The 25,719-nt window shown below is 69.5% G+C and carries 20 protein-coding genes, 1 tRNA gene and 1 pseudogene; 10 read left to right on the plus strand and 12 right to left on the minus strand.

Annotated elements, in window-relative coordinates; translation table 11 throughout:
- Positions 1-25: 25 nt before the first annotated feature.
- Positions 26-1,285: a TolB-like translocation protein gene (locus ElP_RS25910; protein ID WP_145275095.1), complete on the minus strand. Its 1,260-nt coding sequence runs from the start codon at positions 1,283-1,285 to the stop codon at positions 26-28.
- A 415-nt stretch (positions 1,286-1,700) separates the two neighbouring features.
- On the opposite strand from ElP_RS25910, the gene ElP_RS25915 reads away from it, so the two are divergent.
- A complete protein-coding gene (locus tag ElP_RS25915; protein WP_145275098.1) occupies positions 1,701-2,354 on the plus strand; it encodes a precorrin-2 dehydrogenase/sirohydrochlorin ferrochelatase family protein in 654 nt (217 codons plus the stop codon).
- 296 nt (positions 2,355-2,650) lie between these two features.
- The gene (locus ElP_RS25920) at positions 2,651-3,967 is read left to right on the plus strand and encodes a UDP-glucose dehydrogenase family protein (RefSeq protein ID WP_145275101.1); all 1,317 of its coding nucleotides are present in this window, start codon (positions 2,651-2,653) and stop codon (positions 3,965-3,967) included.
- 68 nt (positions 3,968-4,035) lie between these two features.
- On the opposite strand, the gene ElP_RS25925 is transcribed toward ElP_RS25920, so the two are convergent.
- Positions 4,036-4,893, minus strand: coding sequence for a PRC-barrel domain-containing protein (locus ElP_RS25925; protein ID WP_145275104.1), 858 nt, complete (start codon positions 4,891-4,893; stop codon positions 4,036-4,038).
- Between the two features lie 112 nt (positions 4,894-5,005).
- Entirely contained in the window at positions 5,006-5,881 is an 876-nt protein-coding gene (locus ElP_RS25930) for a PRC-barrel domain-containing protein (RefSeq protein ID WP_197446372.1), read from the minus strand.
- Positions 5,882-6,215: 334 nt separating this feature from the next.
- Between ElP_RS25930 and ElP_RS25935 the strand changes: the two genes are divergently transcribed.
- Both ElP_RS25935 and ElP_RS25940 read left to right on the plus strand, forming a co-directional pair.
- Positions 6,216-7,421: a hypothetical protein gene (locus ElP_RS25935; RefSeq protein ID WP_145275110.1), complete on the plus strand. Its 1,206-nt coding sequence runs from the start codon at positions 6,216-6,218 to the stop codon at positions 7,419-7,421.
- A 174-nt stretch (positions 7,422-7,595) separates the two neighbouring features.
- Positions 7,596-8,411, plus strand: coding sequence for an NIPSNAP family protein (locus tag ElP_RS25940; RefSeq protein ID WP_145275113.1), 816 nt, complete (start codon positions 7,596-7,598; stop codon positions 8,409-8,411).
- Between the two features lie 69 nt (positions 8,412-8,480).
- Here the strand turns inward: ElP_RS25940 and ElP_RS25945 are convergent, their stop codons facing one another.
- On the minus strand, positions 8,481-8,912 hold the full coding sequence (locus ElP_RS25945) for a hypothetical protein (RefSeq protein ID WP_145275116.1): 432 nt from the start codon (positions 8,910-8,912) through the stop codon (positions 8,481-8,483).
- 1,130 nt (positions 8,913-10,042) lie between these two features.
- Between ElP_RS25945 and ElP_RS25950 the strand changes: the two genes are divergently transcribed.
- The 3 genes from ElP_RS25950 (at position 10,043) to ElP_RS25960 (ending at position 13,944) form a co-directional block, all read left to right on the plus strand.
- Entirely contained in the window at positions 10,043-11,572 is a 1,530-nt protein-coding gene (locus ElP_RS25950; protein ID WP_145275119.1) for a fucose isomerase, read from the plus strand.
- A 218-nt stretch (positions 11,573-11,790) separates the two neighbouring features.
- Positions 11,791-13,794 carry a DUF1570 domain-containing protein gene (locus ElP_RS25955; protein ID WP_197446373.1) on the plus strand — a complete coding sequence of 668 codons (2,004 nt, stop codon included), beginning with the start codon at positions 11,791-11,793 and terminating at the stop codon, positions 13,792-13,794.
- 77 nt (positions 13,795-13,871) lie between these two features.
- Positions 13,872-13,944 (plus strand) — tRNA-Ala (locus tag ElP_RS25960).
- 351 nt (positions 13,945-14,295) lie between these two features.
- Here the strand turns inward: ElP_RS25960 and ElP_RS41355 are convergent.
- The 3 genes and pseudogenes from ElP_RS41355 to ElP_RS40775 form a co-directional block, all read right to left on the minus strand.
- Positions 14,296-15,555, minus strand: a pseudogene (locus tag ElP_RS41355) (tyrosine-type recombinase/integrase); the annotation flags it as partial.
- A gap of 505 nt (positions 15,556-16,060) precedes the next feature.
- Positions 16,061-16,252, minus strand: a complete 192-nt coding sequence (locus tag ElP_RS25970; protein WP_145275125.1) for a hypothetical protein — start codon at positions 16,250-16,252, stop codon at positions 16,061-16,063.
- Positions 16,249-16,371: a hypothetical protein gene (locus ElP_RS40775; protein ID WP_261344382.1), complete on the minus strand. Its 123-nt coding sequence runs from the start codon at positions 16,369-16,371 to the stop codon at positions 16,249-16,251. The genes ElP_RS25970 and ElP_RS40775 overlap by 4 nt, the downstream gene beginning before the upstream one ends.
- Before the next feature lie 748 nt (positions 16,372-17,119).
- On the opposite strand from ElP_RS40775, the gene ElP_RS25975 reads away from it, so the two are divergent.
- Complete coding sequence (locus tag ElP_RS25975; protein ID WP_197446374.1) at positions 17,120-17,482, plus strand: hypothetical protein; 363 nt, start codon at positions 17,120-17,122, stop codon at positions 17,480-17,482.
- Complete coding sequence (locus ElP_RS25980) at positions 17,445-18,239, plus strand: hypothetical protein (RefSeq protein ID WP_197446375.1); 795 nt, start codon at positions 17,445-17,447, stop codon at positions 18,237-18,239. Before ElP_RS25975 ends, ElP_RS25980 begins: the two co-directional genes overlap by 38 nt.
- Before the next feature lie 179 nt (positions 18,240-18,418).
- Here the strand turns inward: ElP_RS25980 and ElP_RS25985 are convergent, their stop codons facing one another.
- The 5 genes from ElP_RS25985 to ElP_RS26005 form a co-directional block, all read right to left on the minus strand.
- On the minus strand, positions 18,419-18,952 hold the full coding sequence (locus ElP_RS25985) for a hypothetical protein (protein ID WP_145275128.1): 534 nt from the start codon (positions 18,950-18,952) through the stop codon (positions 18,419-18,421).
- Between the two features lie 312 nt (positions 18,953-19,264).
- Positions 19,265-19,687: a hypothetical protein gene (locus ElP_RS25990; protein WP_390836097.1), complete on the minus strand. Its 423-nt coding sequence runs from the start codon at positions 19,685-19,687 to the stop codon at positions 19,265-19,267.
- Between the two features lie 71 nt (positions 19,688-19,758).
- On the minus strand, positions 19,759-21,876 hold the full coding sequence (locus ElP_RS25995) for a recombinase family protein (RefSeq protein ID WP_145267375.1): 2,118 nt from the start codon (positions 21,874-21,876) through the stop codon (positions 19,759-19,761).
- 234 nt (positions 21,877-22,110) lie between these two features.
- Positions 22,111-23,196, minus strand: a complete 1,086-nt coding sequence (locus ElP_RS26000) for an IS4 family transposase (protein ID WP_145275134.1) — start codon at positions 23,194-23,196, stop codon at positions 22,111-22,113.
- 307 nt (positions 23,197-23,503) lie between these two features.
- Positions 23,504-24,310 (minus strand): IS5 family transposase, encoded by an 807-nt coding sequence (locus ElP_RS26005; RefSeq protein ID WP_145269653.1) that lies wholly within the window; start codon positions 24,308-24,310, stop codon positions 23,504-23,506.
- Between the two features lie 133 nt (positions 24,311-24,443).
- Here ElP_RS26005 and ElP_RS26010 point away from each other — a divergent pair, with 133 nt between their 5' ends.
- Positions 24,444-25,715, plus strand: coding sequence for an IS701 family transposase (locus ElP_RS26010; RefSeq protein ID WP_145267809.1), 1,272 nt, complete (start codon positions 24,444-24,446; stop codon positions 25,713-25,715).
- The last annotated feature ends 4 nt before the right edge of the window (positions 25,716-25,719 follow it).

Consider the following 25,719-nt stretch of genomic DNA (forward strand, 5'->3'; position numbering starts at 1 on the left):
GACCGCCCGGCGCCGTCGGGGCCGACTACCCCTCCGTGATCGACGACACGTCGACGACGTACAGTTGCCTGGTCCGATCCTCGTGGGCCGAGTCGATGCAGACCCTGGTCCCGTCCCGGTTCCATCGAGGGTGCAAGTCACACCGGACGGGCCCGGACAGCTCGGGGCTCAGGTAGAATTCTCCCACCTCGACCCGGAGGTCGTCCCCCGGTCGGTAGAGCATCAGCGTCTGCATCCGGTCTGAGTCGGGGTAGGTGTCGTTGAGGATCCACTCGCGGTCGGGCGAATAGGAGCAGTGCCCGTCCCGGGGCAGGACGTCCCTGCCCATCGGCTCTATGGCGCCGGAGTCGATGTCGAACAGGTAGAAAGCGTCCCCCGATTCCGGGGTCGTGCTCCAGGCCAGGATGGTGCGGTCGTCCCTCCAGTCGAAGTGTGAGACCATCCCGGTGTCCTGGATCAGCCGGATGTCCGACCCGTCGGGACGGGCCACATACATCCTCGTTTGCCAGCGGCTGCCCGGGATCTCCCAGCGGTGCAGGAAGATGAAGAAGTCGCCGGACGGGTTGAATTGCAGGTGATTGAACCAGTGGTGCATCCCGCTCGAGAACCGTTCGTCGGGCTCGTTGGCGGCGGCCCAGGCGATGGGGATGATCAGCCGGTCCTCGCCCGAGGCGAGGTCCATGGCGTAAATGCCCGCGTCCTCCGGCGCCGGGTCGTCGGGAAAAGCCTCGGGGATCGCATTGTAGCCGTAGCCGGGCCGGAGTCGGTTGAGGCGGTCGAAGTCCAGGGTCACGGCCTTCGTCCCCGAGGCATCGACGGCGTAGATCGGCCGGGGAAGCGTGCGGGAAGACCCGGCGTGGACGTCCCGGATGGTGGCGACGTACCGTCCGTCCTCCACGCCGTTGTAGATGATCTCGCGGTCCGGCGCCGACCCGAGCCACTGGAGCATGGTCCCCTGCTGCCAGGACCAGGCGGCGGTGCGATCGAGGGGGATGAACCGATCCCCCTCCTCCAGGTCGACCATCCCGACGGTCAGTTCGTCGCCGGGCTCGGGCTGGTGGTCGCAGTAGCCGATCTCCATGCCGAGCAGGTACCGACCGGTGGCGTCCCAGGGGCATTTGTCGTAGTAGCCGAAGAAATGGGCCTTCGGCCCGCTCGTCACGGCCCGGACGGGGGCCTCCGCCCGGACGACCTCGGCCCTGGCAGCCCGATGCGGGAGGATCAGCCCCGAGCCGGCCAGTGCGGCCCCGGAGAACTGGCGGAGGAACGTCCGTCTGGTGGTCATCGTCGCGTGCTCCCGGAGGTCGGATCGGCCTGACCCCGCAGGATACGCCGGGCGGGAGGTCATGTCGATGAAGGCCCGGCGCCGTCGCGTGACGACCGGCCGAGGGGCCCAACCACGGCCCCGTCGATATTGTTAATGTTCTAATATATGAATATATCAATTAATTCACGTTACCGCCGACACCCCCGCCACGCCGGCTCCGACGAGATTCTCTTCGCCACGGGCCTGGTCGACCCCCCTTGGGTGGGCAGGCCCGTCCACCGAGAAGGCGACCACGTGGTCGACGCCGTGGCCGTACCGAGGTGAACCAGACGCCTTGACGCCCCGCCCCGTCGCCGGTATTCCGGCATCGGTCGGGTCCGGTGCGGGGGTGTTTCCTTGCCCGAGCCCGAGCCCCGGAATCGGGTGTGCACGCATGACCGGATATCCCATCGTCCTGGATCTGGCCGGCCGTCGGGCCGTGGTCGTCGGCCTGGGGACGGTCGGTCGGAGGAAGGCCGCCGGGCTGGTCGATGCGGGGGCCGAGGTCCTCGGCGTGGACCCGGTCGGCCCGGGACCTGTACCCATCCCCGGCATCGCCGTCGTCGCCCAACCCTATCGGGCCGAGCACCTCCTCGGGGCGACGCTCGCCTTCGCCTCCGCCCCGCCGGAGGTCAATCGCCGGGTCGTCGCCGACGCAACCCGCCTCGGGGTTCTCGTCAACGCAGCCAGCGATCCCGGTTCCGGGGATTTCACCCTCCCCGCCGTCTGGCGGGACGGCCCGATCCTGCTGGCCGTCTCCACCTCCGGGGCCGGACCAGCGCTGGCCGCGACGCTCCGCGACCGCGCCTCTCGGGCGATCGGCGCCGAGGCCGGCGGCCTCGGGGCCCTGCTGACGGAACTCCGCCGGACGGTCAGGGCCCGGGTGCCCGTCGAGCAAGACCGGAGGCGGCTCCTCCGCGACTGGTCCGGTCCCCGGTGGCTCGACCGCTGGCGACTCGAGGGGCCCGAGGCCGTCCGCGCGGCGATGCTCGCCGCCCTCGAGGTCGCGGCGGAGTCCCCCGGGATCGACGATCCTGATCCCCGATGACCGAGACCCGCCCGATCGGGTTCGAGCCGGCCCTCGACGCCGGCCCCGGCGCGACACAACCGGGGTTGTCGGATCGTAGAGCACGGCGGATAATGCCGTCTTTCCCCTGTCGATGGGGGGATCCTGGTCCGACGGGCCAGAGGAAAGACGGCCCGGATCGAGGGGCTGCCTCGGGTGAGACTCCTTCCCGGGGTAGATCCCATGACCTCCGCCGGCTGGTGCCGCCGATCGGGCGGGCCGAGTTCGATCTACCCGGAGCATCCCCCCGCTCCACAGCACCTTGAGGACGGATCGCCGTGAAGATCGCCGTCATCGGCACCGGGTATGTCGGGTTGGTCCAGGGCACCTGCCTGGCCGACAGCGGCAACGACGTCGTTTGCGTCGACAAGCTCGAGGAGAAGATCGCCGGACTGCTCCGGGGCGAGATCCCCATCTACGAGCCCGGCCTGGCCGAGCTGGTCCACCGCAACGCGAAGGACGGCCGCCTGAAGTTCACGACCGACCTGGCCGAGGGGATCGCCGACGCCGAGCTGATCTTCATCGCCGTCGGCACCCCCCAGGGGGACGACGGGGGGGCCAACCTCAGCGGCGTCTGGGCCGTCGGGGAGCAGCTCGCCAAGCACCTCAGCGACCGCGACCATCCCAAGACCATCGTCATCAAGAGCACGGTCCCGGTCGGCACCAACGCCGAGCTGGCCCGGCGCATGTCGCTGCTCACCGACGTCCCCTTCCACGTCGCCAGCAACCCCGAGTTCCTGAAGGAAGGGGCCGCGATCGACGACTTCAGCAAGCCCGACCGCGTCGTCGTCGGCGTCCGCAGTCCCGAGGTCGCCGAGAAGCTCCACGAGCTGTACGCCCCGTTCCTCCGCACCGATCGGCCGTTCCTGGTCATGTCGCCCGAATCGGCCGAGATGACCAAGTATGTGGCCAACTGCATGCTCGCGGTGAAGATCAGCTTCATCAACGAGATGGCCAACCTCTGCGAGTCGTACAAGGCCGACATCAACGACGTCCGCAGGGGCATCGGCCACGACCAGCGGATCGGCTTCCACTTCCTCTTCCCCGGGGTCGGCTACGGCGGTAGCTGCTTCCCCAAGGACGTACGGGCCATGATCCACATGGCCAGGTCGAAGGACATGACCAGCCGGATGATGGAGGCGGTCGACGAGGTCAACGAGTCCCAGAAGGCCGTCCTGCCCCGGAAGATCACCGAGCACTTCGGCGGCCTCGAGGGGCTCAAGGGCAAGACGATCGCCCTCTGGGGCCTGGCCTTCAAGCCCAAGACCGACGACATCCGGGAAGCCCCGGCCCTGGTGCTCATCGACGCCATGCTCGCCGCCGGCGCCACGGTCCGCTGCCACGACCCCGAGGCCATGCCCAACGTCCGGGAAATCTACGGCGACCGCGTCACCTTCTGCGACCGCCCCTACGGCTGCCTCGAACAGGCCGACGCCCTGGCGATCGTCACCGAGTGGAACGAGTTCCGCAACCCCGACTTCGAGATCATGCGGCGGCTGCTCCGCCAGCCCGTCGTCTTCGACGGCAGGAATCTCTACGACCCCGAGCGGATGACCGAACTGGGCTTCACCTACTCCGGCATCGGCTGCTCCTGATTGCCGACGATCCCCTCCCGCAACGCTTCAGCGACTCGGGAGGGGATCGGGGCGGATTCGGATGCCGATTATGGGGCCTCGCCCAGCGACGGGACATCTGCGAAGCAATTGGTCACCCCCGCGACGAAGCTCCCGTTGAGCATCTTGTTCCATTCCCCGTCCAGGCTCGGGGCCCGATCGAGGTGGGCTGACCCCAGGGCGGATCGGACCTCGACCATCTCGCCCGTCGAATCGGGGACGATCCTGAGCTTCCCGGCCGGGACGGGGATCATCGACTTTCCGGGACCCGTCGCGCCAGCCCGATCGAGCACCGCGTAGACGATCCGCCCCTCGGCGTCGATCAGCAAATCCTCGACGGCCGCGACCGGGTCCTCCGCCCCGCCCCCTGCCGCGCCGACCTCCGCCCCGAGGAGGCGGCTCATTCGGGCCAGCGAACGGCCGCCCGGCTCTCCGGGAGGCCGTTCGACGACCCCGCCTTCGTCCTGGGCGAAATGCGAGTCGATGGCCGACCGCCGTTCGTCCTGGGCGAGCACGCCGACCGGGTCCTCGCCCAGTTTCGGCGCCTCGTCCAGGCGATCTCCCGGCACCCCGAGATGGACCTGCCATCGGGTCTCGTCGATCCGGCTGAAGGTCGCCTGCCCGGCCGGGACGGGGACCCGATCCTCGACCATCCCGGGGAGGTCCCCCCTCGAGATCAGCACGAAGCGGATCACCCCGCGCTCGTCCATGATCAGGTCCTCGACGGTGCCGAGACCCCGCTCGTTCCCGGGTCCAAGGACCTCGGCACCGAGGATCAAGCTGGCCCGACGGACCTCGTCGAGCTTCGTCGGCCCCTGGCCTTGCTCCTGCAAGGCCGCCGACGCCGAGGAGGGCATCAGGACCACCGCCGCCACGGACACGAAACCCGAAGCCCATCGAGCACGCATCGGATCGCTCCTCCTCAACGACGGGGATATCTCGGGCGGGTCGGGCACCCCCGGCCCCCGACCGACGCTCCGAGTCCTCGGGGCGATCGGCGGAGCCGGGTCATTGATTACGTCACCGATTCAGGGAGTTCGGGGCCGCCTCGATGGCCCCCGGGCCGTCCTCGGTCCCGCCGAAATACTCCGTGATGCGGTCGAGGAAGGTCGGGTCGAGCATCCGGTTATACTCGCCCTCGAGCTTCGGCGCCAGCTCGCTTTGGAGCCGCTCCTTGGTCGCGTCGATGGCCACGACCAGGACATAACGGTCGTCCTCCATCTCGGCGTCGAGCGAAAGCATCCGGAAGGGCACCGGCACCTGGTCCTTGCCCAGTCCGGCGACGCCACCATATCCGAGGATCGCGTACGAGGCGCGATCATCGGCGCCGAGCAGGACATCGTCGACGTTGGCGATCGACTCCTCGCCCCCGGTGCCGCGGACCTGGGCCCCCTTCAGGGCGCTGGCGCGGAAGAGGAACGACTCGTCGTCGGTCCCGGCCTCGTTACCGACCTGATCGGCGTTGAAGAACTGCCGGTTGGCCGAGAGCCAGTTCGAGTCTCGGAGCTGGTCCAGCGACCCCTCCTCCAGGGTTGGCGCCTGGTCGAGCTGCTCGCCCGTCATTTCCAGGATCAGCCGCCAGCCGCCGTCCTCGATGTAAACGAGCTGGCCGACGCCGTAGGGCACCGCGATCTTCTCGCCGCCGACGCCGGCCACGCCACCCCGGCTGAGCAGGATGTAACGCGGGACCCCCTGGCCATCCATGATCAGGTCGCTGATCGCGGCGATCCGCCCTTCCTCGCCGGGTCCTCGGGCCTCGCCCCCGAGGATCTCGCTGACCCGGCGGACGACGTTGAGGTCATCGGCCGCCTGCCCCGCGTCCTGGGCCGACGCGACGCCTGAGAGCATGAGCCCGAGGGCCATCGCGGGGAGGCTGGGCTTCAGCAAGTATGTCATCGTCTCGTCTCCTGGTCTTCTTCTCGTGTCGCGATCGGGCACGCATGCCGCCCGTCGTGGTCTCACCGGGCCGCGAGGCCCCGGACGTCCGGGGCCTCGCGGCTGGTCGCTCGAACTCGTTGCATCTCTCATACCGTCGATTGCTCATTCTTGGGCGCATACCCATCTGCGGATGGCATCGTACTTGCAGAACTTACGCCCCAGAGTCCGAGAGACGGTCACCGAGCGGCTGCCTCCGGAGGACCCCACACACGAATCGTAGCGAGAGGTGAGACTCATGGACGTGCGTCAGGCAAACCCGATCGGCCGATCCGGGAAACTCACGAGATGGACCGTGCCCGCCCTGGCCCTGCTGATCTCCGCCGTCGCGGCCGAGGCACGCGGTCAGGTCGTCGCACCGGGCGGCGCCGTCGCGCCGGGCGGCGCCTACGGCGGATACGGCTGGGGCGGCTGGGGCTCCGCGGCCACGCCGTTCGGCCGGGCGGCGATGGGGATGGGCGCCTTCGCCCGGGGCCTCGGCGCCGGCGACCTCCTCTCCGCCAGGGCCAGCGCCGTCAACGCCGAGACCTGGGCCGAGCTGAACGAGTACATGTACCGCTCCCGGATGCTCGACCGCCAACGCTACCAGCGTGAGGAGGCGATCGACGACGCGGCCGAGGACCGCGCCCGCCGGGAGCTCCGGGATCAGCGGCTCAACCAGCCCAGCCGCCAGGAGATCGAGTCCGGCTCGGCCCTGAACGCCATCCTCCTCCAGCTCGACGACCCGTCGATCCCCGACTCCGTGCTCAATGACGCGGCCGGCGGGCAGTCGATCCCCGGATCGGTCGTCTCGCAGATCCCGTTCATGTTCACGCACAAGGGCGCGGCCGTCTCGATGCAGCGCCTCTCCCACGAGGGGGAAGGTTGGCCGTCCGCCCTCCGGGCCGACGCCCTCGCCCCGCTCCGGGACCGGTACGATCAGGTCGTCGAGCAAATACTCCAGATCCCCGCGGGAGAGCCGGTCCCGGATGAACAGGTCGCCGAGGCCCGGCAGATCCTCGGCGAGATGTACCAGACCATCACGATGGCCGACCTCGAGGGCCCCGTCGCCGCCGAGTCCCTCCGCCACCTCAAGGCCCAGGCCGCCATGGTCGCCATGCTCCAGCAGCCCGACGTGAAGGACGTGCTCGACGAGGCCAAGCAGGTCGAGCAGGTCAGCCTGCCTAACCTGCTGAACTTCATGAGATCCTTCAACCTCCAGTTCGGCGTCGCCGATTCCCCGGAGGAGAAGGCCCTCTACTCCGACACGATCTATCCCATGATGGCCCAGGCCCGGGACGACATCGCCGCGCAGTACGGCGATCGGAGCCCCGGTTCCTCGGCCCAGCAGCAGGAGTCGGGGTACGCCGGCAACCCGTCGGGCGTCTTCGAGGGGTTCGACTGGGACCAGCTCGGCATCGGTTCCGGCAACCCGCCCGCCCCCGGCGAGCAGCCCCAGCCCCAGGATACGCCGGAACGCCCCCGGCTCCGCGGTGCCCCCCCCGTCGATCCCAGCGCGTGATCCCCCACCGCCCCTCGGCCGGTCCACCGCTCCTTGTGACCCTGGCGGGTCCCCCCCGCCGGGGTCGTCCTCGTTCAGCGGCCCGCCCCCTCTCCGGTCCCCCCCGCTTGACCCCGCCTCGTCGTGCCGGATAGAACGGGCTCGGGTCTCAATTCCACCGGGGAGCTTCACGCCATGAACCGCATCGCCTCGACGGCCGCCCTCACCCTCGCGGCCCTCGCCCTCGGCCCCGCACACGGGGCGCGGGGGACCGACGACCCATCGACGATCTACCAACTCCGCACCTATACCACCGCCCCCGAGAAGCTCGACGTGCTGGTCGAGCGGTTCGGCCGGGTCAACCTGCCCCTGTTCGAGGCCCACGGCATCACCCTCGTCGGCGCCTGGACCCCCCACGAATCCGACGAGGGGGGCGACCGCCTCGTCTACCTCGTCTCCTTCCCCGGCCCCGAGGCGGCCGAGGCCGCCTGGGAGGCCTTCTCGGCCGACCCGAAATGGGTCGAGGCGTTCGAGGCCGAGGGGGAGGAGCACGGCCAGGTCGTGACCGGGGTCGAGGCCGTCTACGTCAAACCGACCGACTTCTCACCCACCCTCCCGGCGCCTGACCCGACCGGGGGCGAGGACGAGGCCGAGACCGACCAGGGCGACGAGACCCGTCTCTTCGAGCTGCGCCGCTACACCGCGAGCCCCGGGAAGCTGGACGCGCTGAACGCCCGGTTCCGCGATCACACGATGGAGCTGTTCGACAAGCACGGCATGACGAACCTGATCTATACCGTCCCCCTCGAGCAGGACACGGGGGCGGGTGAGTTGCTCGTCTATTTCCTCGCCCACCCGAGTCATGTCCAGGCCCTCAACTCCTGGGAGTCGTTCCGCACTGACCCGGTTTGGATTAAGGCCCGAGACGAGAGCCAGGCCGACGGCGTCCCGCTCGCCGCCAAGGTGGAGCGCACCTTCCTCATCCCCACCCCGTTCAGCCCCTTGAAGTGACGGCCGGAGCCCATTCCGATCGGCCCCCGACCGCCCGGGACCCTTCCTGGGCGGTCGGCACGCCCCAGGTCACTTCCCCTGCGAGAGCAGGTGGACCACCTCCGCCACCGGCGGGGGCATCCGATATTCATCCCACCGGAACTTGTAGATCGGCGGCCGAGCCCCGAATCTCCGGGAGGCCACGCCGACCGAGCTGAGCGTCCCGCCGATCGCCTTCCCGTCCATCCCCAGCGACTTCTGCAATTCCCCGCTCGGATACCCTTCCGCCCTCCCGGCGATTTCCGTCAGCACCCGACGCGCCCCGACGGTGATCTCGTTCCAGACCTGGGTCAGCTCCTCCGGCGACCAGGGCTCCCGGGGCCCGTGCGTCCCCGGCCCTCCTCGTTCATTCGCGCGGTCCCGCCGAGGGCCGGGGCCCATGCCCATCGGCCCCAGCAACTTCCGTAGGGTCCGGCGGATTTCCTGTGCTTCCCCTTCGATGGTGATCGTCACACGAGCCATCTCAATTCTCTCCGTCCGAGGGATAACCCAACCAGATACAGTTCGTTGCCGATCCAACCTGATTCGCAATCAATATAGGCGCACCACATAGAGTTTGCCTACGATTTCCGCCAATTTTTTCTGTAATACAAAGCTTTTCAACTCTATTCTCAGTCAGACAGAGCATTTCACGCTCTGTCCGGCACTGTCATAAGCGATCCGATCCGAGGCAGTTCCCGGGGCGACGCGTCCGCCGGTGGTCCCGAACACCTTCCTGAAATTGTGTGGGCAGGATTCCGGATTCCCACGATCTTGTTGTCGGGAGGATCCCTCGGAGATGCGCCGCGCACAGTCTCCGGACCCTCCGCGGTGCCCACGAAAAATCCATTAATGACCACAAGCAGTCCATGGCTTCTAATTGGCTCGCGACGCCGACCAAATCTACCTCCGACGGACGCAATTTTGAATCACGAGAGACCATCCGTTCACACATTCGGCGAAGCTCGGTGCCCTGCGTTCCGCGGGCGGCGTTCACCCCCCGCGATCTCCCGAAACGAGCAACACCTCATCACCGCAAACCACAATCGGAACAAGACATTCGTTCGATCTCGGTCGGGTTTATGGTGCGCACCAGGCGGCCCAGGAGACGCATTACGATCACCCGGCAGCGAAGAGATCGAACCGAATGTCCTCTGCTCCGCCGCCTTCGACGTCGCTCGTGCTCGCCCCGAAGCCCGACGGTCCGATCGGGATGTCCGACATCCCGACACTTCACCGAAACCAAACAAGACTGATTCACACAAATCCTTTACCAGAAGGAACTTTCGATCGCCCCAGCGGGCCATCCCCGGGCGCACCGTCCGAACAGGCCTCCTCCGGGACGTACCGAACACCCGGCGACGCCGAGGACCGCCGGGGCGGTCCGGCCGGGACGACGGAGCGAACCCATTTCGAATCTTGCAATCCTTTTCAGGATTATGATTTAAGGCGATCCAGCTGCGCGCACCGAAGCGCACCGGACCTCGCACTGCTAGGTCCATCCGGCCGCGCGAGAGGGGGATGGCGGCGGTCGACGTGGTGTGGCAAGATCGGGCGGGGTGGGCCAACCGGGCGTCCCGGGCTCACCGGCGGTCCTCGGGGGGAGTCGGCAGATGTCACGCAAGGTCGCCATATTCTGGCCGGGGGATTATCGGTCCAAGCCGAATGAGTGGGCCAGGCCGCAGTTCGAGCAGGCCCATGCCCGGCTCGACGCGGCGCTCCGGAAGCTGGGGAGGGAGCCGTATCCCGTCGAGGGCCCCCTGACCCGACCCGATGAGGCAATCGACCGGCTCGGGTCGATCGACGACCCGATGATCGGCCTGTTCGTCCACTGGGCCTACGCGCCCCACACGGTCGACGGTGTGGTGGGCGAGTCGAACCCGCTCCTGCTGGCCTCGAACTTCTCGGGGACCTGGCCCGGCCTGGTCGCCTTGCTGAACACGGCGGCCTCGCTGGAGAGCGTCGGCCGACACGCCTCCCGGATCTGGTCCGACGCCGAGGACTGGACCGCCGACGCCCCGTTCATGGACCGCCTGGCCCGGTGGTGCGACACCGGCCGGATCGACCACGACGATTCCGAGCTGCACGACCAGTGCTCCGTTTCCGGGGAGGCCGAGCAAGCCGCCCAACGGGTGCTGGACGGCATCCGACGCCGGAGGGTGCTCGCCCTCATGCTGGGCGACACCTCGATGGGCATGATCAACGGCTACTTCGGCCCCCGGGTGCTCGCCCCGCTCGGCTTCAGCGAGCACAAGGTCGACCAGGCCTGGCTCGTCGAGCGCGTTGGCCTCATCCCCGACCGCCGGGTCGACGACGCATTCCGGTTCGTCCGGGACCGAGGCGTTGCCTTCCACTGGGGGGAGGAGGATGCCCGGGACTTCACCGAGGACGCCACCAGGGAGCAGCTCCGGGGCTACCTCGCCGTGCTCGACCTGATGCGGGAGTTCAAGGCCGATTGCCTGGGCTGGCAGTATCAGCTCGGCCTCCTCAAATTGTTGCCCCCGAGCGACTTCGCCGAGGGGCTGTTCAACTCGCACGCCCGCCCCGAGGGGGACGGGAGCCCGCTGATCACCGCCACCGAGGCCGATCAGGGGAACCTCCTGCCGATGGAGCTGATGAAACGGCTCCTGGAAGCCAAGGGGCTCCCCGGCGCCGTCATGTTCCACGACGTCCGCTGGGGGGCCCGCCACGAGGGCCGATTCCTCTGGGTCCTGCTCAACTCCGGCAGCTGCTCGGCGTTCGCCTTCAATCACGACGTCGATTCCCTGGCCGGCGTCCACAGCTATCGGCAGCCCGGCGGCTACTTCCCGGTCCCGGGGGGCACCTTCGCCGGGGTCAGCCTGCCGGGCAAGATCACCTGGTCTCGCGCCTGGCTCGACCGACACGGCCAGCCGGTGCTCGACGTCGGCCGGGGCGAGTCGGTCGAGCTGCCGGAGGACGTCCGGGAGTCCTGGTGGCGCGGCACCACCCGGCAGTGGCCGTTCATGGCCGCCGACCTCGGCTGTTCGATGGAAACGATCATGGCCCACTACATGAGCAATCACGTCGCCGTGGCGTATGGGGACATCTTCGGCGAACTGATCGCCCTGGGCCGGGCCCTGGGCTTCCGGGTGCGAGTCCTCTCCCGAGGCGCGCCGGCCTGAGCCCTCGGGAGGGCTCACCGCAGGAGTCGGGATCCGGGCCCGACCCGACCGCCCCCTCGTTCCTTGACAATCCGACCGATCCCAACCCGCCCGCAGGACGAAGAACCAGTGGGTACGGACGTATGGGTTCCTTCCGGGGAGGGAGCCCGTTAAGCTGGGATGATCTCGGAAGCGGGACCGGGCGGCCCCCGGGAACGCTCGCGGAGGATGCGGCGTCGATGAGCTGCGAGAAGGACTTGATCCTCGTCCCCGATGCCCACCGGCCCGATCCCCGGCAGCCGGAGGAGTCGCCCTGGCCCACCGGCACGGGCATGGGCACCTCGACGGCCGCCGAGCCTCCCCGAACGGACACCATGCCCGAAGACCCCTGCCCATTCGACCCCAGGGCCCTGAGGCGTTCCGCCCGTCTCCGTGGGCTTCGGGAGGCCGGGCTGCTTTCGACGCTGACCGCGGTGATGGGCATCACCGCCTTCCACGCCTGGCACGACACCATCGCGCCGGGGCTGATCGACGGCCCCCCGCAGATGGCCGAGCGGGTCGATCGTCGCGACGGCCCCTCGCTTCGGGTGCGGAACATCCCGGATCGTCGGCGCCCCAGGCAGCTCGAGAGTGCAGGGGATCGGCCCGTCCTCCATCGCGCCCGTCCCAGGCCCGAACCGATCGAGGAGCAGCAGCAGGTCCCCCCTCCGGTCGTCGAGGAGGCCTCGGGGGCGGGCCTGGCGGCCCCGACCGTCCAGGCACCCCCGGTGCCGCCCCACCAGCCGATCCGGGCGATCGAACCGGCCACGATCCCCGATGTCCAGGGGCTCGACGCCCTGCCACACCTCCCCGTCCCCCTCGAATACCAGCCGTCACCGGCTCCCGCGCCGGTCGCCGGCAACGGGTCGCCGATCGTCCCGATCGGACCGGCCGGCGGGCCCGATGCCCCGAGACTCCTCGTCGGCGATGACGCGGGTCGGGTGCTCGTCAGCCGCCTCTATGCGAGGGCCCCGAGCGGCCCGGTCGTGATCCTGCCGGACGGATCCCTCGGATGGCCCGAGGGCGAGGTGCCGACCGACCGGCCGTTCCGGCCCTGGACCCCTCGACAGCTCGGACACGCGTTGCGTTCGGGCCGCTTCCAGGGCTTTCGGGCCATCGAGCGCGAACCCTACCTCGTGCTCACGCAGGGGAGCGAGTCCTTCGCCCGGGACGCGGCCGAGTTGCTTCAAGGTCTCTTCCACGACCTGATCGAATGCCTCGACGACGGGGGCCTCCCCGTCGTCGAGCCCGAGTTCCCCCTCGTCGCCATCATCTTCCGCGATGAGGACGCCTTCCGGGAATACCGCCCGGTCGATCGGGACGTCCGGGCGTACTACGAGATCACGACCAACCGGATCATCCTGTACGAGCATTCCGCCCAGGATCTCCGCGCCCCCGAGCTTACCGCCCTCCGTCGCCCTCAGACGATCGCCCACGAAGGGGTCCACCAGATCCTCCAAAACGTGGGCGTCCAGCCCCGACTGGCCAGCTGGCCGGCGTGGCTCGTCGAGGGGCTCGCCGAGTATTACGCCCCGACGGCCCTCCCCGATGACCAGCCGCATGGCTCCCCTTGCCGGGGCGATTACGGCCGACGCAACTTCGGCCGGGTCAATCCCTTCCACATGGCGACGCTCATCGACCTGCAGGATCCGGCCGCCTTGCTCACGCACCTCCGAGGTCCAGGCCCCGGCCTCGCCTCCCCCTCGTGGACGCAACTCGGCCCGGAGAAACCCTGGGTCGCCCACCTGATGCTCCGCACCGACCTTTCTCCGACCGACTACGCCCTGGCCTGGAGCCTGACCCACTACCTCGCCCACAACCACCCCGACGAATTCAGGTCATACCTGCTCGCCCTGGCCCAGTTCCCGCCACTCGAGCCCCGGACGTCCGAGCAGCACTTCAAGGGGTTCACCACCGCCTTCGGCCAGTCCGCCCGATCCCTCGCCCGCCGGGTTGATCGCCATCTGGCCTCGCTCCGGTATGAGCGGGTGCCCTTCTATGCCGTCCGATTCGAACAACCGACCGCCCAGGGTTACATCCGTCGGGGTGTTCTCGTCAGTCCCTCCCCGACGATGATCTCGCAGTGGCTCGAGGCCCAGGCCCTCCCCGAAGGCCTCCCCCTGACCTGGTGGGCCTCCCCCTTCGACTCCCGTAACCGTGCCCGCCTCGCCTGCGAATCCTGGCTTTTCTCCCCACACCCGTGAGTTTCCCGTTCCGGCTTGCGACGACCGCGACTTGCCGTCACAATGACTCTCCGCAGTCGATCGGTTCGATCAGACTCGGGGACGTAGCTCAACTGGGAGAGCGCCTGCTTTGCACGCAGGAGGTTGCCGGTTCGATCCCGGTCGTCTCCATTCCCCCACCTCATTGTCAACGCTGGTCAGCGTTGCATTTTCCTTGCTAGCCTCAGTGGTTACGTCGGTCGAGGACGTTTCGTCTGGCTTCGGTTCGGTGGTGGTCATCTTGTCAGGAAGTGACGCCGCTTGCATCCCTTTGCCGGGGGTCGGTGCAAGCGGCGGTGCAAGCGGCGTCGGGTCGCACCGACTGGCGGCGACGGATTGGAACACCTCCCGGCCCTCGCCGGGCAGCGAATCGAGCGGCAGCTCCGGGAGGGCGTCCAGCGCCCCGTGCACGTCCAGTAGCTTCGGGTCGGTGTAGATGTTCGCCGTCAGGCTCGGGTCGGAGTGCCTCATCGCGGCCTGGGCCGTCCGCAGCGGCACGCCGCCCCGGCTGAGCAGGGTGCCGAAGGTCGTCCGCAGCGCGTGAACGTCGAGCGTCCGGCCCCGCTCGTCGCGCTTGGGGATGCCGGCGGCCTTCAGGTCGCGGTCGAGGATGCGGACCAGCCCGGCCGGAACCTCGAAGACCGGCAGGGCACCGGGCAGTCGTGACGGGATCGGCTCGCCGGCCCGGCGGGCTTCGTCCTGCAGTCGCGAGAGCCGATCGGCAAGCCACTTGCGGAGGTCGCCAGCGAGGTCGTCCCTCACGACGACGCTGTTGCCCTCCCGGCTCTTCTCGTCCTCGGCGTCGAGCTCCAGGAAGGGCATCGGGCCGTCGAGCTTCAGCTGCGCGACCGTGAGCGAGGCGAGCTCGTTCTTGCGCAGGCCGGTGAGGACCAGCGTCTTGTAGATCAGCGCCCGCTCCCGCCCCAGGGCCTCGAGCTGCTGACGCACCTCGGACCGGACCTTGGCGAGCCGCTGCCCCTTGCTCCTGCCCGTGCGGACGGTGAGCGCATCCTCCAGGGGCCGACGACGGGCCGAGTCGAGGAGCCGCCGCAGCTCGTCCTCGGTCATCGCCCTCCGACGACGTCGGGGATCGGATTTCTCGTCGGCCTTCGGGATGCCCTGGAAGGGGTTCGCCGTCAGGCGCCTGGAGGCGACGCACCAGTTGGCGAACGCGAGCAGGGCGGTCAGGTCCACGTTCCGCGTCCGGGCCGAGGCCCCCTGCTTCCGCCTGAGGCCGAGCCACTGCTCGACCGGCGTCCGGTCGAGGTCGGCGAGCGTCCCGAAGTCGCATCCTGCGAGCACAGTAGACAGGACGCGCCGCATCTCCTTGACGTGCTTGGCGGTCGCCCCGCTCGCGTCGAGGCTGGCCAGATACGCCTCGACGTGCTCTCCGACCGGCGTGCCGAGGTGCTCGGAGGTCCTGGCCTCGGCCGGGGTGATCAGCCCGGCGCGGATACGCTCGGCCTTTCGCTCCAGCTCGGCGAGCACCTGCTTCGCCGCATCCCGATCGCGGCAGCCGGTCGGTACCTCGACGACCAGCCCGTTGCCGTCCCGGTACTTGGCGATGTAGGTGCCCGACTCGACCCGGATCCGCTCGGTGCCGTCGCGGCCGGTCGTCACGACCGCCGTTCGGAGCTTGCCGGCGGCGTCTCGCCAGCGGGCGTGCCGCTCGCCCTTGCGGACGACGACCTCGGCCCCGGGCGGCAACGGCTTGGTGAACTGCTTGCGGTAGACGCTGCCCATCGTTTGCTGAGCTCCGCTCCTGGACTGCGACGGACGATCGCCGGACGGGCCCGCCTCCGGCCGCCCCGCCTCGTGCCGGCACGCCTGCGACTCCGACGCGATGCCCGGATAGGGGCGAGACGTTCGCCGACCCGCCGGCTCCGGCACCGCAGCAACGCCGCCACGGGCAGGAGAAGAACCGCGGCATCGCTGGCATCCGCTCGGTCTCGGACTCCCCCGCCCGTCGACCGTTGAGGGCGGGTCGCCGGTGTGGCCTGGACGATGCCGGCCCCCAATTATCCCGATGTTCACTCTGGACACAAGGCAACCGGTTCTGGGAACCAGTCCCTGCTCGTCGACATGGCGAATCGAGCTGTCAGGAGCGTTCCCGAGGGGCGATGACTGCTTCGAGAAGGCGGCTCCTATGGCCGGCGGAGGCGACCTGAACGGCGGGGGATTGAGCCGCGGGGGAGGTCCTCGCTCGGTAGACCAGCCCGGCCCGTTGGATCACCGGCCCCGACGCCCGTCAGACCTCGTCGTCGTCCATATCCAGCCCGAGCCTGGCCGCCTCCTTGCGCCGGAACCTGCGGTACTTCGCCTCGTCGATCGTGGCGGCCTTGTCGCCGCGGGACGCCCCGGCGATGGTGAAGGCCTTCCCCCCGACCTCCGCCATCCCGCTGTCGTTGTCGAGAATCGAGTAGCAGGCCTGGCAGATCACCCCCAGCGGCAGGTCATCTGCTCCTCGTAGACCATGGAGGCGACGGAATCCGGGCCTCCCAGACGCGGATCGAAGTTGAGGAAGTGGCGGCTCTTGACCTTCCTGGCGAGCGCGATCATTCGATCGCAGCAGTAGCACTGCGGGAGAAGCCGCTCCCTCGACGTGTGATCCGGGGGAAAGCATCCGGGATCAAGTGGGCAGGTACTACTCTATGTTGGCCAGACCGACAGGGCAAGTAAGAGCCGGCAGCAAGACGGGCCGGTCGTCGATCGCCTCGGTGGATGCGTGTCCTGGGATGGACGAAGGAGCACGTTCGTCCTTGTCGATGTCCCGGCAGGCCTCGATCCGGCCCGAGGTTCATCACGGGGCTTTGTCCCGGATCCGAGCTCGATCGGTCGAGATGACGGCGGCCAAAACGAGCGACCTGCCTCTGTGCTGACGACCCGACACCCGACAACCCCTGTTCGTTCGTCGCAAGTGCATAATGGTGTATGGGTTGCGGCAAAAGAGGTTGTCGGACGGCCTCTCGCTCGTACCCGACAACCTCCCCGAAGGTCGTCAACATCTCGACGGCAGTTGAGGACGACCGCCCGAGGTTGTCGGGTTCCAGGGATGGCTGGCCTGACATCCGGGAGAACCGCAAGCGTCTGGAATCAAGAAGGTTGTGGCGATCAATGGCAGGTTGTCGGGTGTCGGGCGGCGTGTGCGATCGACTGTGTTCGTCCAGCATCTGTCTGGAGGGATTCAGCTCCGCCGGCATGGCGCCTTGTGGCCAGGTTTCATTGCAGGGCTGACGGCTGACTTGTTATGACTGGGGGTGATGCACCCTGTTCAGCCGCCGTGCGATATTGCCGTCGAGTCCCTGCCATGGACGACCTGTCCCGTTTCTGCTGCCTGAATCCCGACTGCCCCGAGCACGGCAAGCGGGGGGCCGGAAACCTCTCGGTGACCAGCCGCTACTGCCCCGACAAGGCCCGCCGCATGCTCCGCTGCCGATGCTGCAAGGCCCGCTTCTCCGAACGCAAGGGCACCCCGCTCTTCGGCTCGCACCTGCCCGCCGAGAAGGCGGTCTCGGTGCTGCACCACATCGCCGAGGGCAGCGGCGTCCGCAAGACCGGCCGGCTGGTCGGCGTGAGCCGGGAGACGGTGGCCCGCTATAGCCGCAAGGCCGGGCGGCATGCCCGGGGCCTGCATGACGAACTGGTCGCCGTTTCCCCCCCGTACCCGTGAGGCCCAGTTCGACGAGAAGTGGGCCTTCGTCGCCAAGAAGGAGAAGCGGTGCTCGCCGGACGAGCCGGCCGACGCCCGCAAGGGCGACCATTGGGACCATGTGGCGTTCGACCCGGAGCACCGGCTGGTCGTCGCCGTCGTGCCCGGCAAGCGGACGGCCGGCAACGTCGGGAGCCTGGTGCGGGAGTTCAGGAGACGCACCGGGGGCCGGATGATGGGGTTGATCACGACCGACGAGTACGCCCCGTACCGGGAGGCGATCCTCGGGGCCTATGGCGAGGTGGTCACGCCGCCCCGCACGGGGCGGCCGGGCCGCCCTCGCAAGCCGTACCGGGTGCCGCCCGGGGGCCTGGTGTATGCGACGGTCCACAAGACCCGCAGGCGAGGGCGGGTCGTCGAGGTGGAGATGCGGACGGTCTTCGGCACGGCCGAGCAGGTGGCGGGGGCGTTGGCCCGCTCGGCGGTGAGCCGGTCGGTCAACACGTCGTTCGTGGAGCGGCAGAACGGCACGGACCGCAACTGCAACGCCCGGAAGGTCCGCAAGACGTACTGCTTCTCCAAGGACTGGGAGGTCCACCAGGCGGTGACCTACTTCACCCTGTATAGCTACAACTTCTGCTGGCCAGTGCGGACCCTGGGGGTCCGAGGCGAGGACGGGAGGTGGCGACGGAGGACTCCGGCGATGGCGGCGGGACTGACCGATCATGTCTGGTCGATCTCGGAGTGGCTCACGCTGCCGGCCGTGCAACGAAAGTAGGCCACAAGGGCATGGCGACGCCCTGCGGAAATTCGCCGGGCGCCTCCCGGCATCGGGGAGGGGATGATGTGATAACCGAGCGTCCTCGGGGCCTGGATGCCGACCCTGACGATCGGCGACGCAGCCGCCTGGAGCAGTCCTGTCGAGGAGGTACGATCTCGCCGGGCTCAGTCGCCCCGTCAGCCCATGGGCTCCGGCAGCAGGTCGGCGACGGCCAGTTCGGCAACCGGATGCCCATCGAGCACCAGGGGGACCGCCTCGACGGGCCCATATGTGCGCGACAAGCGGTACCCCGGCTCCGCCCCGCAGACCGGCTCGCCGTGGGCCTCAAGCAGCCCCCTGCGGAAGTCGGCGAACCAGGGCGACGGCACGCCCCCGGCGGCGTAGGCGGCGATCACCGGACCGGGTTGGCGTCGGGGCGAGACCGAGGGCCTCGACGCCTGGCCGATGGCGACGCCCGTCGGGTGCAGGACGGGGTGATCCCGGGGCCCGCCACGGACGATCACCAGGCGCGTGTCCGGCATGGGTCGGGGCCCGAGCGCCGGCGAACCTCCCACACCGACGTGCCCGTCGTCGGGCAGGACGCGGCGCAATTCGTCCATCAGCAGCGACCGGGCCGCGACGTGTGCCGGGGACCCTTGGAGCCGCTCGACGAGCCGCCCGTCCCACAGCTCGACGCGCCGGTGGTCGTCGAGGACGCCGGCTGCGACCATGCGGGCGAACTCCTCGGTCGTGATCGGGCGGTGTCGACGACCCCGGGCATCGGCCGACTCGATGGTTGATCGGTGTGTATGCGGTGTCCTCGGGTCGATGGGCTCCTCGGCCTCGGCGACCGAGCCGGGCGGGGCGTACGATTCGACCCCAGGGAAGCACCTCCAGACGAGAGGCGCAGACGACTCGGAAGTCACCCGGCTCGTCCGAAGAGGCTGGCCCGGGCCCCACACCACGAAACGCCAACGCCACGAGGTTGACGACCGCCTCCAACTCCTCCGGTGGGCGGCGTCGGTCGACCACACGAATGGCACTTAGATTTTGCTAGATCGTTTGAGCATCTGGAGTTTGATCTCCCGCCGCGGCCTCGTCAGGCGGTCATACCTCTTGGGCCCCTGCTTGGCCATCCGGGGCTCGAACCGGTCGGGACGGTCGGCGACCTTATGGGCCGCGATGGCCCGGAGCATCTGCTCATAGAGCGCCGCCAGGTGCCCCGTGCCGCGGTCGACCTGGGCGGCGATCACCGGCCGGAACGCCTCCAGCACCTGGAGCGTCGCCTCGAAGCTGATCGTCCGCGGCGGTACCCCCTCGCGGGCCGCCGCCTGCGCCATCACCGTCCGGATCAGGTTGTACGCCAGGGCGTGCGTCCAGATCTCCTTGCGCACCAGCTCCGGCGTCTTGCACCGCAGCCGGTCCATCTGCAGCGTGACCTTGATCGACCTCAGATCGAGCTCGATGTTCCAGCCATAATGCCCTCCAAGAGCGCGATGGGGCGGCCCGGCTCGCCCTGAGCCGGGCCGCCCTCACTCTACCGTCCCGGGCGCGGCCTCGGTCTGGTCAGTTCGGCAAGCCGCCCCTTGTTCGCCCACGTCCGCGGCAGCCGGCGGAGCTCGCGCAGCCGCCGCAGCTCGGACCCGTCGGCCCAGATCACGTGGTGGCCCTGGGCGTCGCGATGCGCCGTCAACCACCCGACCCGCACCCATCGCCGCACCGTGTCTCGCGACACCCCCAGCCGACGCGCCAGCGACGACGGCCGGTATTCGTCGCGGCCGAGGCCGGCCGGGCTGCCGAAGGGCGTGCGGGCCAGCCCCAGGTGCCAGAGCAGCCGTTGCACCATCCCCCGCGTGAACCGCTCGGCCCGCTTCGGGGGACGGAACCCCTCGACGTTGAGCCGCTCGGCCATCGCCGCCGGGCTGAGCCGCTCGGCGCGCCATCCCCGCAGTCGCTCGACCAGTCGGGGGTAGTCGGCCAGGAGGTCGTACCGCTTCACCGGCCGGGACATGGCGTGCGACTCGGTCATGCCGCCGGACCAGTGGAGCGTCACATCGACCCGCTCGCTCGCCTTGTCCACGGTGACGGACACGTGGTCAATCAGGAGTCGGGCGATCCGCTGCCGCTCGGCGGGCGTCGTCGTCGTCGCCTGCCACACCGCCGGCAAGTCGCCGGCCAGCGACCGGATCGTCCGCTCGTCGTCCGGTGAGAGCCGACCGGGGGCCGACCCCCGCCACCGCTCGTGCTCGTCCTCGAGGCGCCGCTGCGCCCTCAACGCCTCCTCCCAGCGCCGCTCCAACTCGCGGCCGACCAGGCGATTCTCCGGCTCGCAGGCCTGGTACTGCCGGGCCGCGCGGTCGGCCTCGCAGCCGGCGCGTTCGAGGCGGAGCCGCCAGTGCCGGGCCAGCTCGGACCGCTCGCGCTCGACCTCGGCCACCGCCGCCAAGCTCGCCTCCAGCGCCGCCGGCTCCACCGCCGCCAGGACCCGGCCGGCGACCAGCCCGTCGAGCGCCGGCCCGGAGAGGCTCTGGCAGATCGGCTCGGCGTGGTCGGCCGCCCCGCGGGCACAGGTGTAGCTGTACCGGCCCGTCGCCCCCGAGTACCGCACGAGCATCCGCCGGCCGCACCGCCCGCACCGCAGGAGTCCGGCCAGCAGCGAGGCCCCCTGCCGCGGCGCGCCGGGGCGGTCCCGGCGGGCCCGGTTGGCCTCCAGCCGCTCCTGGTTGTCACAGAACCGCTCCCAGGTGATGTAGGCCGGCAGCCGGTCGCGGATCAGCACCAGGCACTCCTCCGGGCGGCGGACCAGCTTGCCGGTGTCGGGCCGCCCGGGCCGCTTGCGCCGCGGGTCGACCTCCCGGTGGCCGAACCGGTAGGCACCGGCGTAGGCCGGGTGGTGCAGGACGTTCGACAGCGTCGGGCGGTTCGGCCGCCGCCACTCCAACCCGCCGCGGTTGGGGCCGTGGCGGGGTCGGATCGGGATGCGGACCCCGTGGTGGACCAGGTAGCGGAGCAGGCCGTGCAGGGTACCCTCGCGGTCGAACCGGTCGAAGATCAGCCGCACGGTCGCCTGGACCTGCTCGTCGGGGTCGATCGCCCACTCGCCCGAGGCGAGGCGTACGTAGCCCAGCGGCGGGGAGCCCATCGGCTCGCCCCGGCGGGCCTTGTTGAGCCGGCCCTGGCACATCCGCTCCTTGATGACATGAAGTTCTGCCTCGTTCAACATGCCGTGCAGGCCCAGCAGGAGCCTGTCGTTGTGGTCGGCCGGGTCGTAGACGGCGTCGGCGTCGGCCAGGAGCACGCGGAAGCGGGCGCAGAGCTCGAGCAGCTGGTGCCAGTCGCGGTTGGACCGGGCCAGCCGGCTCATCTCCAGGCCGAGGATCAGCCCGACGTTGTCGAGCGCCACCTCGGCCAGCAGCCGCTGGAACCCGGGCCGGCCCTCGATCGACTGGCCGCTCTTGCCCAGGTCGTCGTCGATCGTGGTGACGCGGTCCCGTGGCCACCCGAGGGCGACGGCGCGGTCGGCCAGGGCGTACTGCCGGTCGGTGGACTCGCGGTGGTCGAGCACCTGCTGGGGTGTGGATTGGCGGACGTAGACGAAGGCCGCCCGGTCGAGATGCCAGGGCCGGAGCTTGGGCGAGCGGGTTGCGTCACTCATGGCCGGCCTCCTCGCTTCGGGTGGCCGCCAGGAGCCTGGCGAGGAGTTGGCCGAGCAGGTCGCGGAGCTGTCGCTGCCGGTCGGCCGGCAGGCGGGCCCAGATCGTCGGTGCGACCGTCGGCGGTGGGCAGGGCGCCGTCGTCAGGCGCGGGGGGGAGCGTTGTGACGGGGGGCGACGGACATGCGATGTCTCCCGATGCCGAGGTCAGGTGATGTCGGCACCACGCCGCCAGCTCAAGCAGCGCGGCGGCGCTGATCGTAACCGCCGCCGGGGGTGCTGCACCACCGGTCGCTTGAGGTGCAGTCTGCTTGGCACGTCTCGTTGTTCCATCGCGCCCGATAGAGCGAGGCCAGCTCCTCCTTGCTCGCCTGGTCGGGGTCCAGGATCGTCGTCACGACCACGATCGACCGCGTCCGGAACCCCGGCTGCTCCACCCGGACGCGGACCTCGCGGACGGTGAACGACTCGGGCAAGGCGTTGTAGGTCTCGCGGTCCACCGACCGGATCGATGACGGCTTCCTCCAGACGACCAGGTGGTCATCCTTGCCCAGGCGCTTGCCCTTGCGGAAGTCGGCCCGGCGGTGCGCCGAGAGGCGGCTGACGGTGTCGACCCCGCGCTGCTTCAGCAGGTGCATGCCCACCCAGCCCGACATCAGGCGATCTCCCAGCAACACGTCGCCGGGGCGAAGGACGTCCCAGAGCCGCCGCAGGAGGCTGACCTCGCCCTGGCCCTTGCCGGCGTAGCGGCAGATCCCCAGGTCGAGGATCGCGCCGCACGAGAGCGAGATGATCGCGCCGATGCGCGCGGGGGCGAAGTTCGTCCCGGGGACCTGGTTGTAGGTCAGCGGATACTCGCGCCGGTTCTCCTCGGTGTCGGGCATCGAGACCGTCGAGCCGTCGAAGAGGCAGACGCGGCGCCCCTTCCACAGCCACTGACGATCGACCTGCGCGTCGAGGTTGCGCCCGACGAGGCGGGCCACGGCGGCGAAGAACCGCTCGGGCAGGCGGCCCCTCGCCTGGCAGTAGGCGCCGGTCTCCGAGCTGCACGGCTCGAGCCCCTGCGAGGCGCGATGGGCGATCAGCCGGGCCACGGCGGCGCGGCAGGATCGGTCGGCGTTGAGGACCTGGGCGAGGAAGACCCCGAGGGTGACCAGGGGCGTGAAGATGCGGTCCTTCCAGCGAGAGGGGACCTCGCGGAGCGCCCCTTCGAGTCCCGCCGTCGAGAGGACGTCGGCGAAGGGGAGGCCGTCCTGCTGGAGGAACTGCTGGCGAAGGGAGTCAACCTGTTGGCGAAGGCGTCCATCGGCGCGGCCATGCATCGCTCGGGCTCCTGGCGGGCGACGTGGGTTGCGTCTCCATCAGAGCCGGAACGCCGACATCTTCCTATCCCGCTCTCGCGCGGCCGTTTGCGGAAATCTAAGTGCCATTCGTCGACCACACCGAAGCACGCAATTGGTAGGGGTAGCGAATCTAACTACTATCGGACCAATAGTCGAAGTTCAGGGCAAACTTGGCAAGCTGAACTGAAGGGAGAGCGGATCCTTTCCGAAGTCTTGCCATCGCTTGTTAGAGCGGCGAAAGTAGGGCAGATGATGTATGTAAGAAGCCCTGACAAAACCGGGTGAATCACATCACATCCTGGTGGAGGATACGGAAGCAGATGACACAGGCCGCCAGGGTCGTCCAGGCGTCCTGGATCACCCCCAGCCGGTCGTACCGCACCCGCATCCGCCGCAGGCCCTTGATCCAGCCGATCGTCCGCTCCACCACCCAGCGGACCTTGCCCAGCCCGCTGCCGTGCGGTGTCCGACGCTTGGCGATGTGCGGCTCGATGCCCATCCAACGCAGTAACGCCCTCGTCCCCTCGCTGTCGTAGCCCCGGTCGGCATACAGGTCATCCGGCAACTGCTTCGGCCTGCCCGGTTTGCCGGCGACGCTCGGGAAGTCGAGCACCAGCGGGATGATCTGGCGGTGGTCGCTCTCGTTGGCCCCGGCGGTGCGGATCGCCAGCGGCACTCCGGTGCGACTGACCATCACCGTGTGCTTCGTGCCCTTCCTGCTGCGGTCGACGGGGCTCGGGCCGGTCGCCTCGCCGCCGCCGGAGGCCCGCACCGTCACGCCGTCGACGACCACCGTGTCGGTCTCCAGCTTGCCAGCCTTGCGGAGCAGCCTCAGCAGGTCGGCATGGAGGCGGTCCCAGATGCCGGCCTCCTCCCAGGCCCGCAGCCGGCGATGGGCGGTGCGACCTGAGCAGCCGAGTTCCTGCGGGACATCCTCCCAGCGATTGCCGGTGGCCAGGACGAACCAGATGACACGCAGGGCGACCCGGTGCCCGATCGGCGGACGCCCGCCGTAGGGGCCGATGGCCGGTTCCGGCGGCAGGTGGTGGGCAACCAGATCGAAGAACTCGTCCGGCATGTGGGCGCTCGCCATGGTGGTGTCTCCTTCGGTTCGGAGGAAAACAGCACCAGGGCGCAAACTCCATGCCACACGGTTTTGTCAGGGCTTCTAATGCTACTCCGTTAAATCATACGAACGATCGACTGCTGCGGTTCGTACCGAGGGTATGAACCGGACCTACACCCCCGACTTAAACCCCGACGTCCTCGACCGCCTCGCCGCGTATGCCGCCTCCTTCCGCGCCGACTTCAACCGGCCCCGCCAGGCCGCCTGGTGCGGCGTCTACCTCCGCGGCCTGGTCCAGGACGGGGACCGCAAGAGCGTCGAGCCGATGGCCGCCCGCGTCCCCCTGTCGGAGGGGCTCGACGTCGCCGACCCCGACCAGGCCCTGCAGCAGTTCCTCGGCCAGAGCACCTGGGACGAGCAAGCGGTCCTGAGCCGCTACCGGGCCACGATGGCGGCGAAGTTCGCCGACCCGGCCGGCATCTTCGTGATCGATGACACCACCTTCCCCAAGCAGGGCACGCACTCCGTCGGCGTGCAGCGGCAGTACTGCGGCGCCCTGGGCAAGAAGGCCAACTGCCAGTGCGCCGTCAGCGTCCACTACGTCGCCCCGAGGGGGCACTACCCGCTGAACATGCGGCTCTACCTCCCGGAGGGCTGGCTGGCCGACCCGAAGCGACTGGATAAGGCCAAGGTGCCCGAGGCCGAGCGGCGGTCGCTGACCAAGGGTCAGATCGCCCTGGAGTTGCTCGACCGCATCCGCGCCGAAGGGCTGCCGGGCGGGCTCGTCGTGGCCGACAGCGGCTACGGCGTCTCGGGCCCGTTCCGCGACGGCCTGGCCGAGCGGGGCCTGCACTACGTCGTCGGCGTGACCGACGAGATGCTGGTCTTCACCGAGGAGCCGAGGTGGGACGAGCCCAAGGCCGGGACGGGCGGGCGGCCGCAGAAGCGGCGTCGCCTGGCCGAGGGCTCGCCCCGGCCGGTGGGCCTGAAGGAGCTGGCGGCGCGGACGCCGCGCCGGAAGGTGACGTGGCGGGAGGGGACCAAGGGCCCGATGTGGGGCCGATTCGCCTGGCTGCGCGTTTGGCCGGGCCAGGGATGGGCGACAGGCGATTGCGCCGGGGCGGAGCCGATCTGGCTGCTGATCGAGGAGCAGGCCGACGGCAAGCTGAAGTACGCCTTCAGCAACCTCCCGGCCGATACCAGCCGGATCCGCGCGGTGCGCCTGTGGCGGAGTCGCTGGCCGGTGGAGCTCGGGTACCAGCAGATGAAGGAGGAACTGGGGCTGGACCACCACGAGGGCCGCTCGTGGCGGGGCTTCCACCATCACGCCTGCCTGGTGATGTTGGCCTTCGGGTTCCTCACCCTGGAGCGACGCCGAGCCCGTCGGGGGCGATCCCGGCCGGGCAAAAAGGGGGAGGCCGAGCGCCGGTGATCAC

The organism is Tautonia plasticadhaerens, from assembly GCF_007752535.1.
Classification (GTDB): Bacteria; Planctomycetota; Planctomycetia; order Isosphaerales; family Isosphaeraceae; genus Tautonia; species Tautonia plasticadhaerens.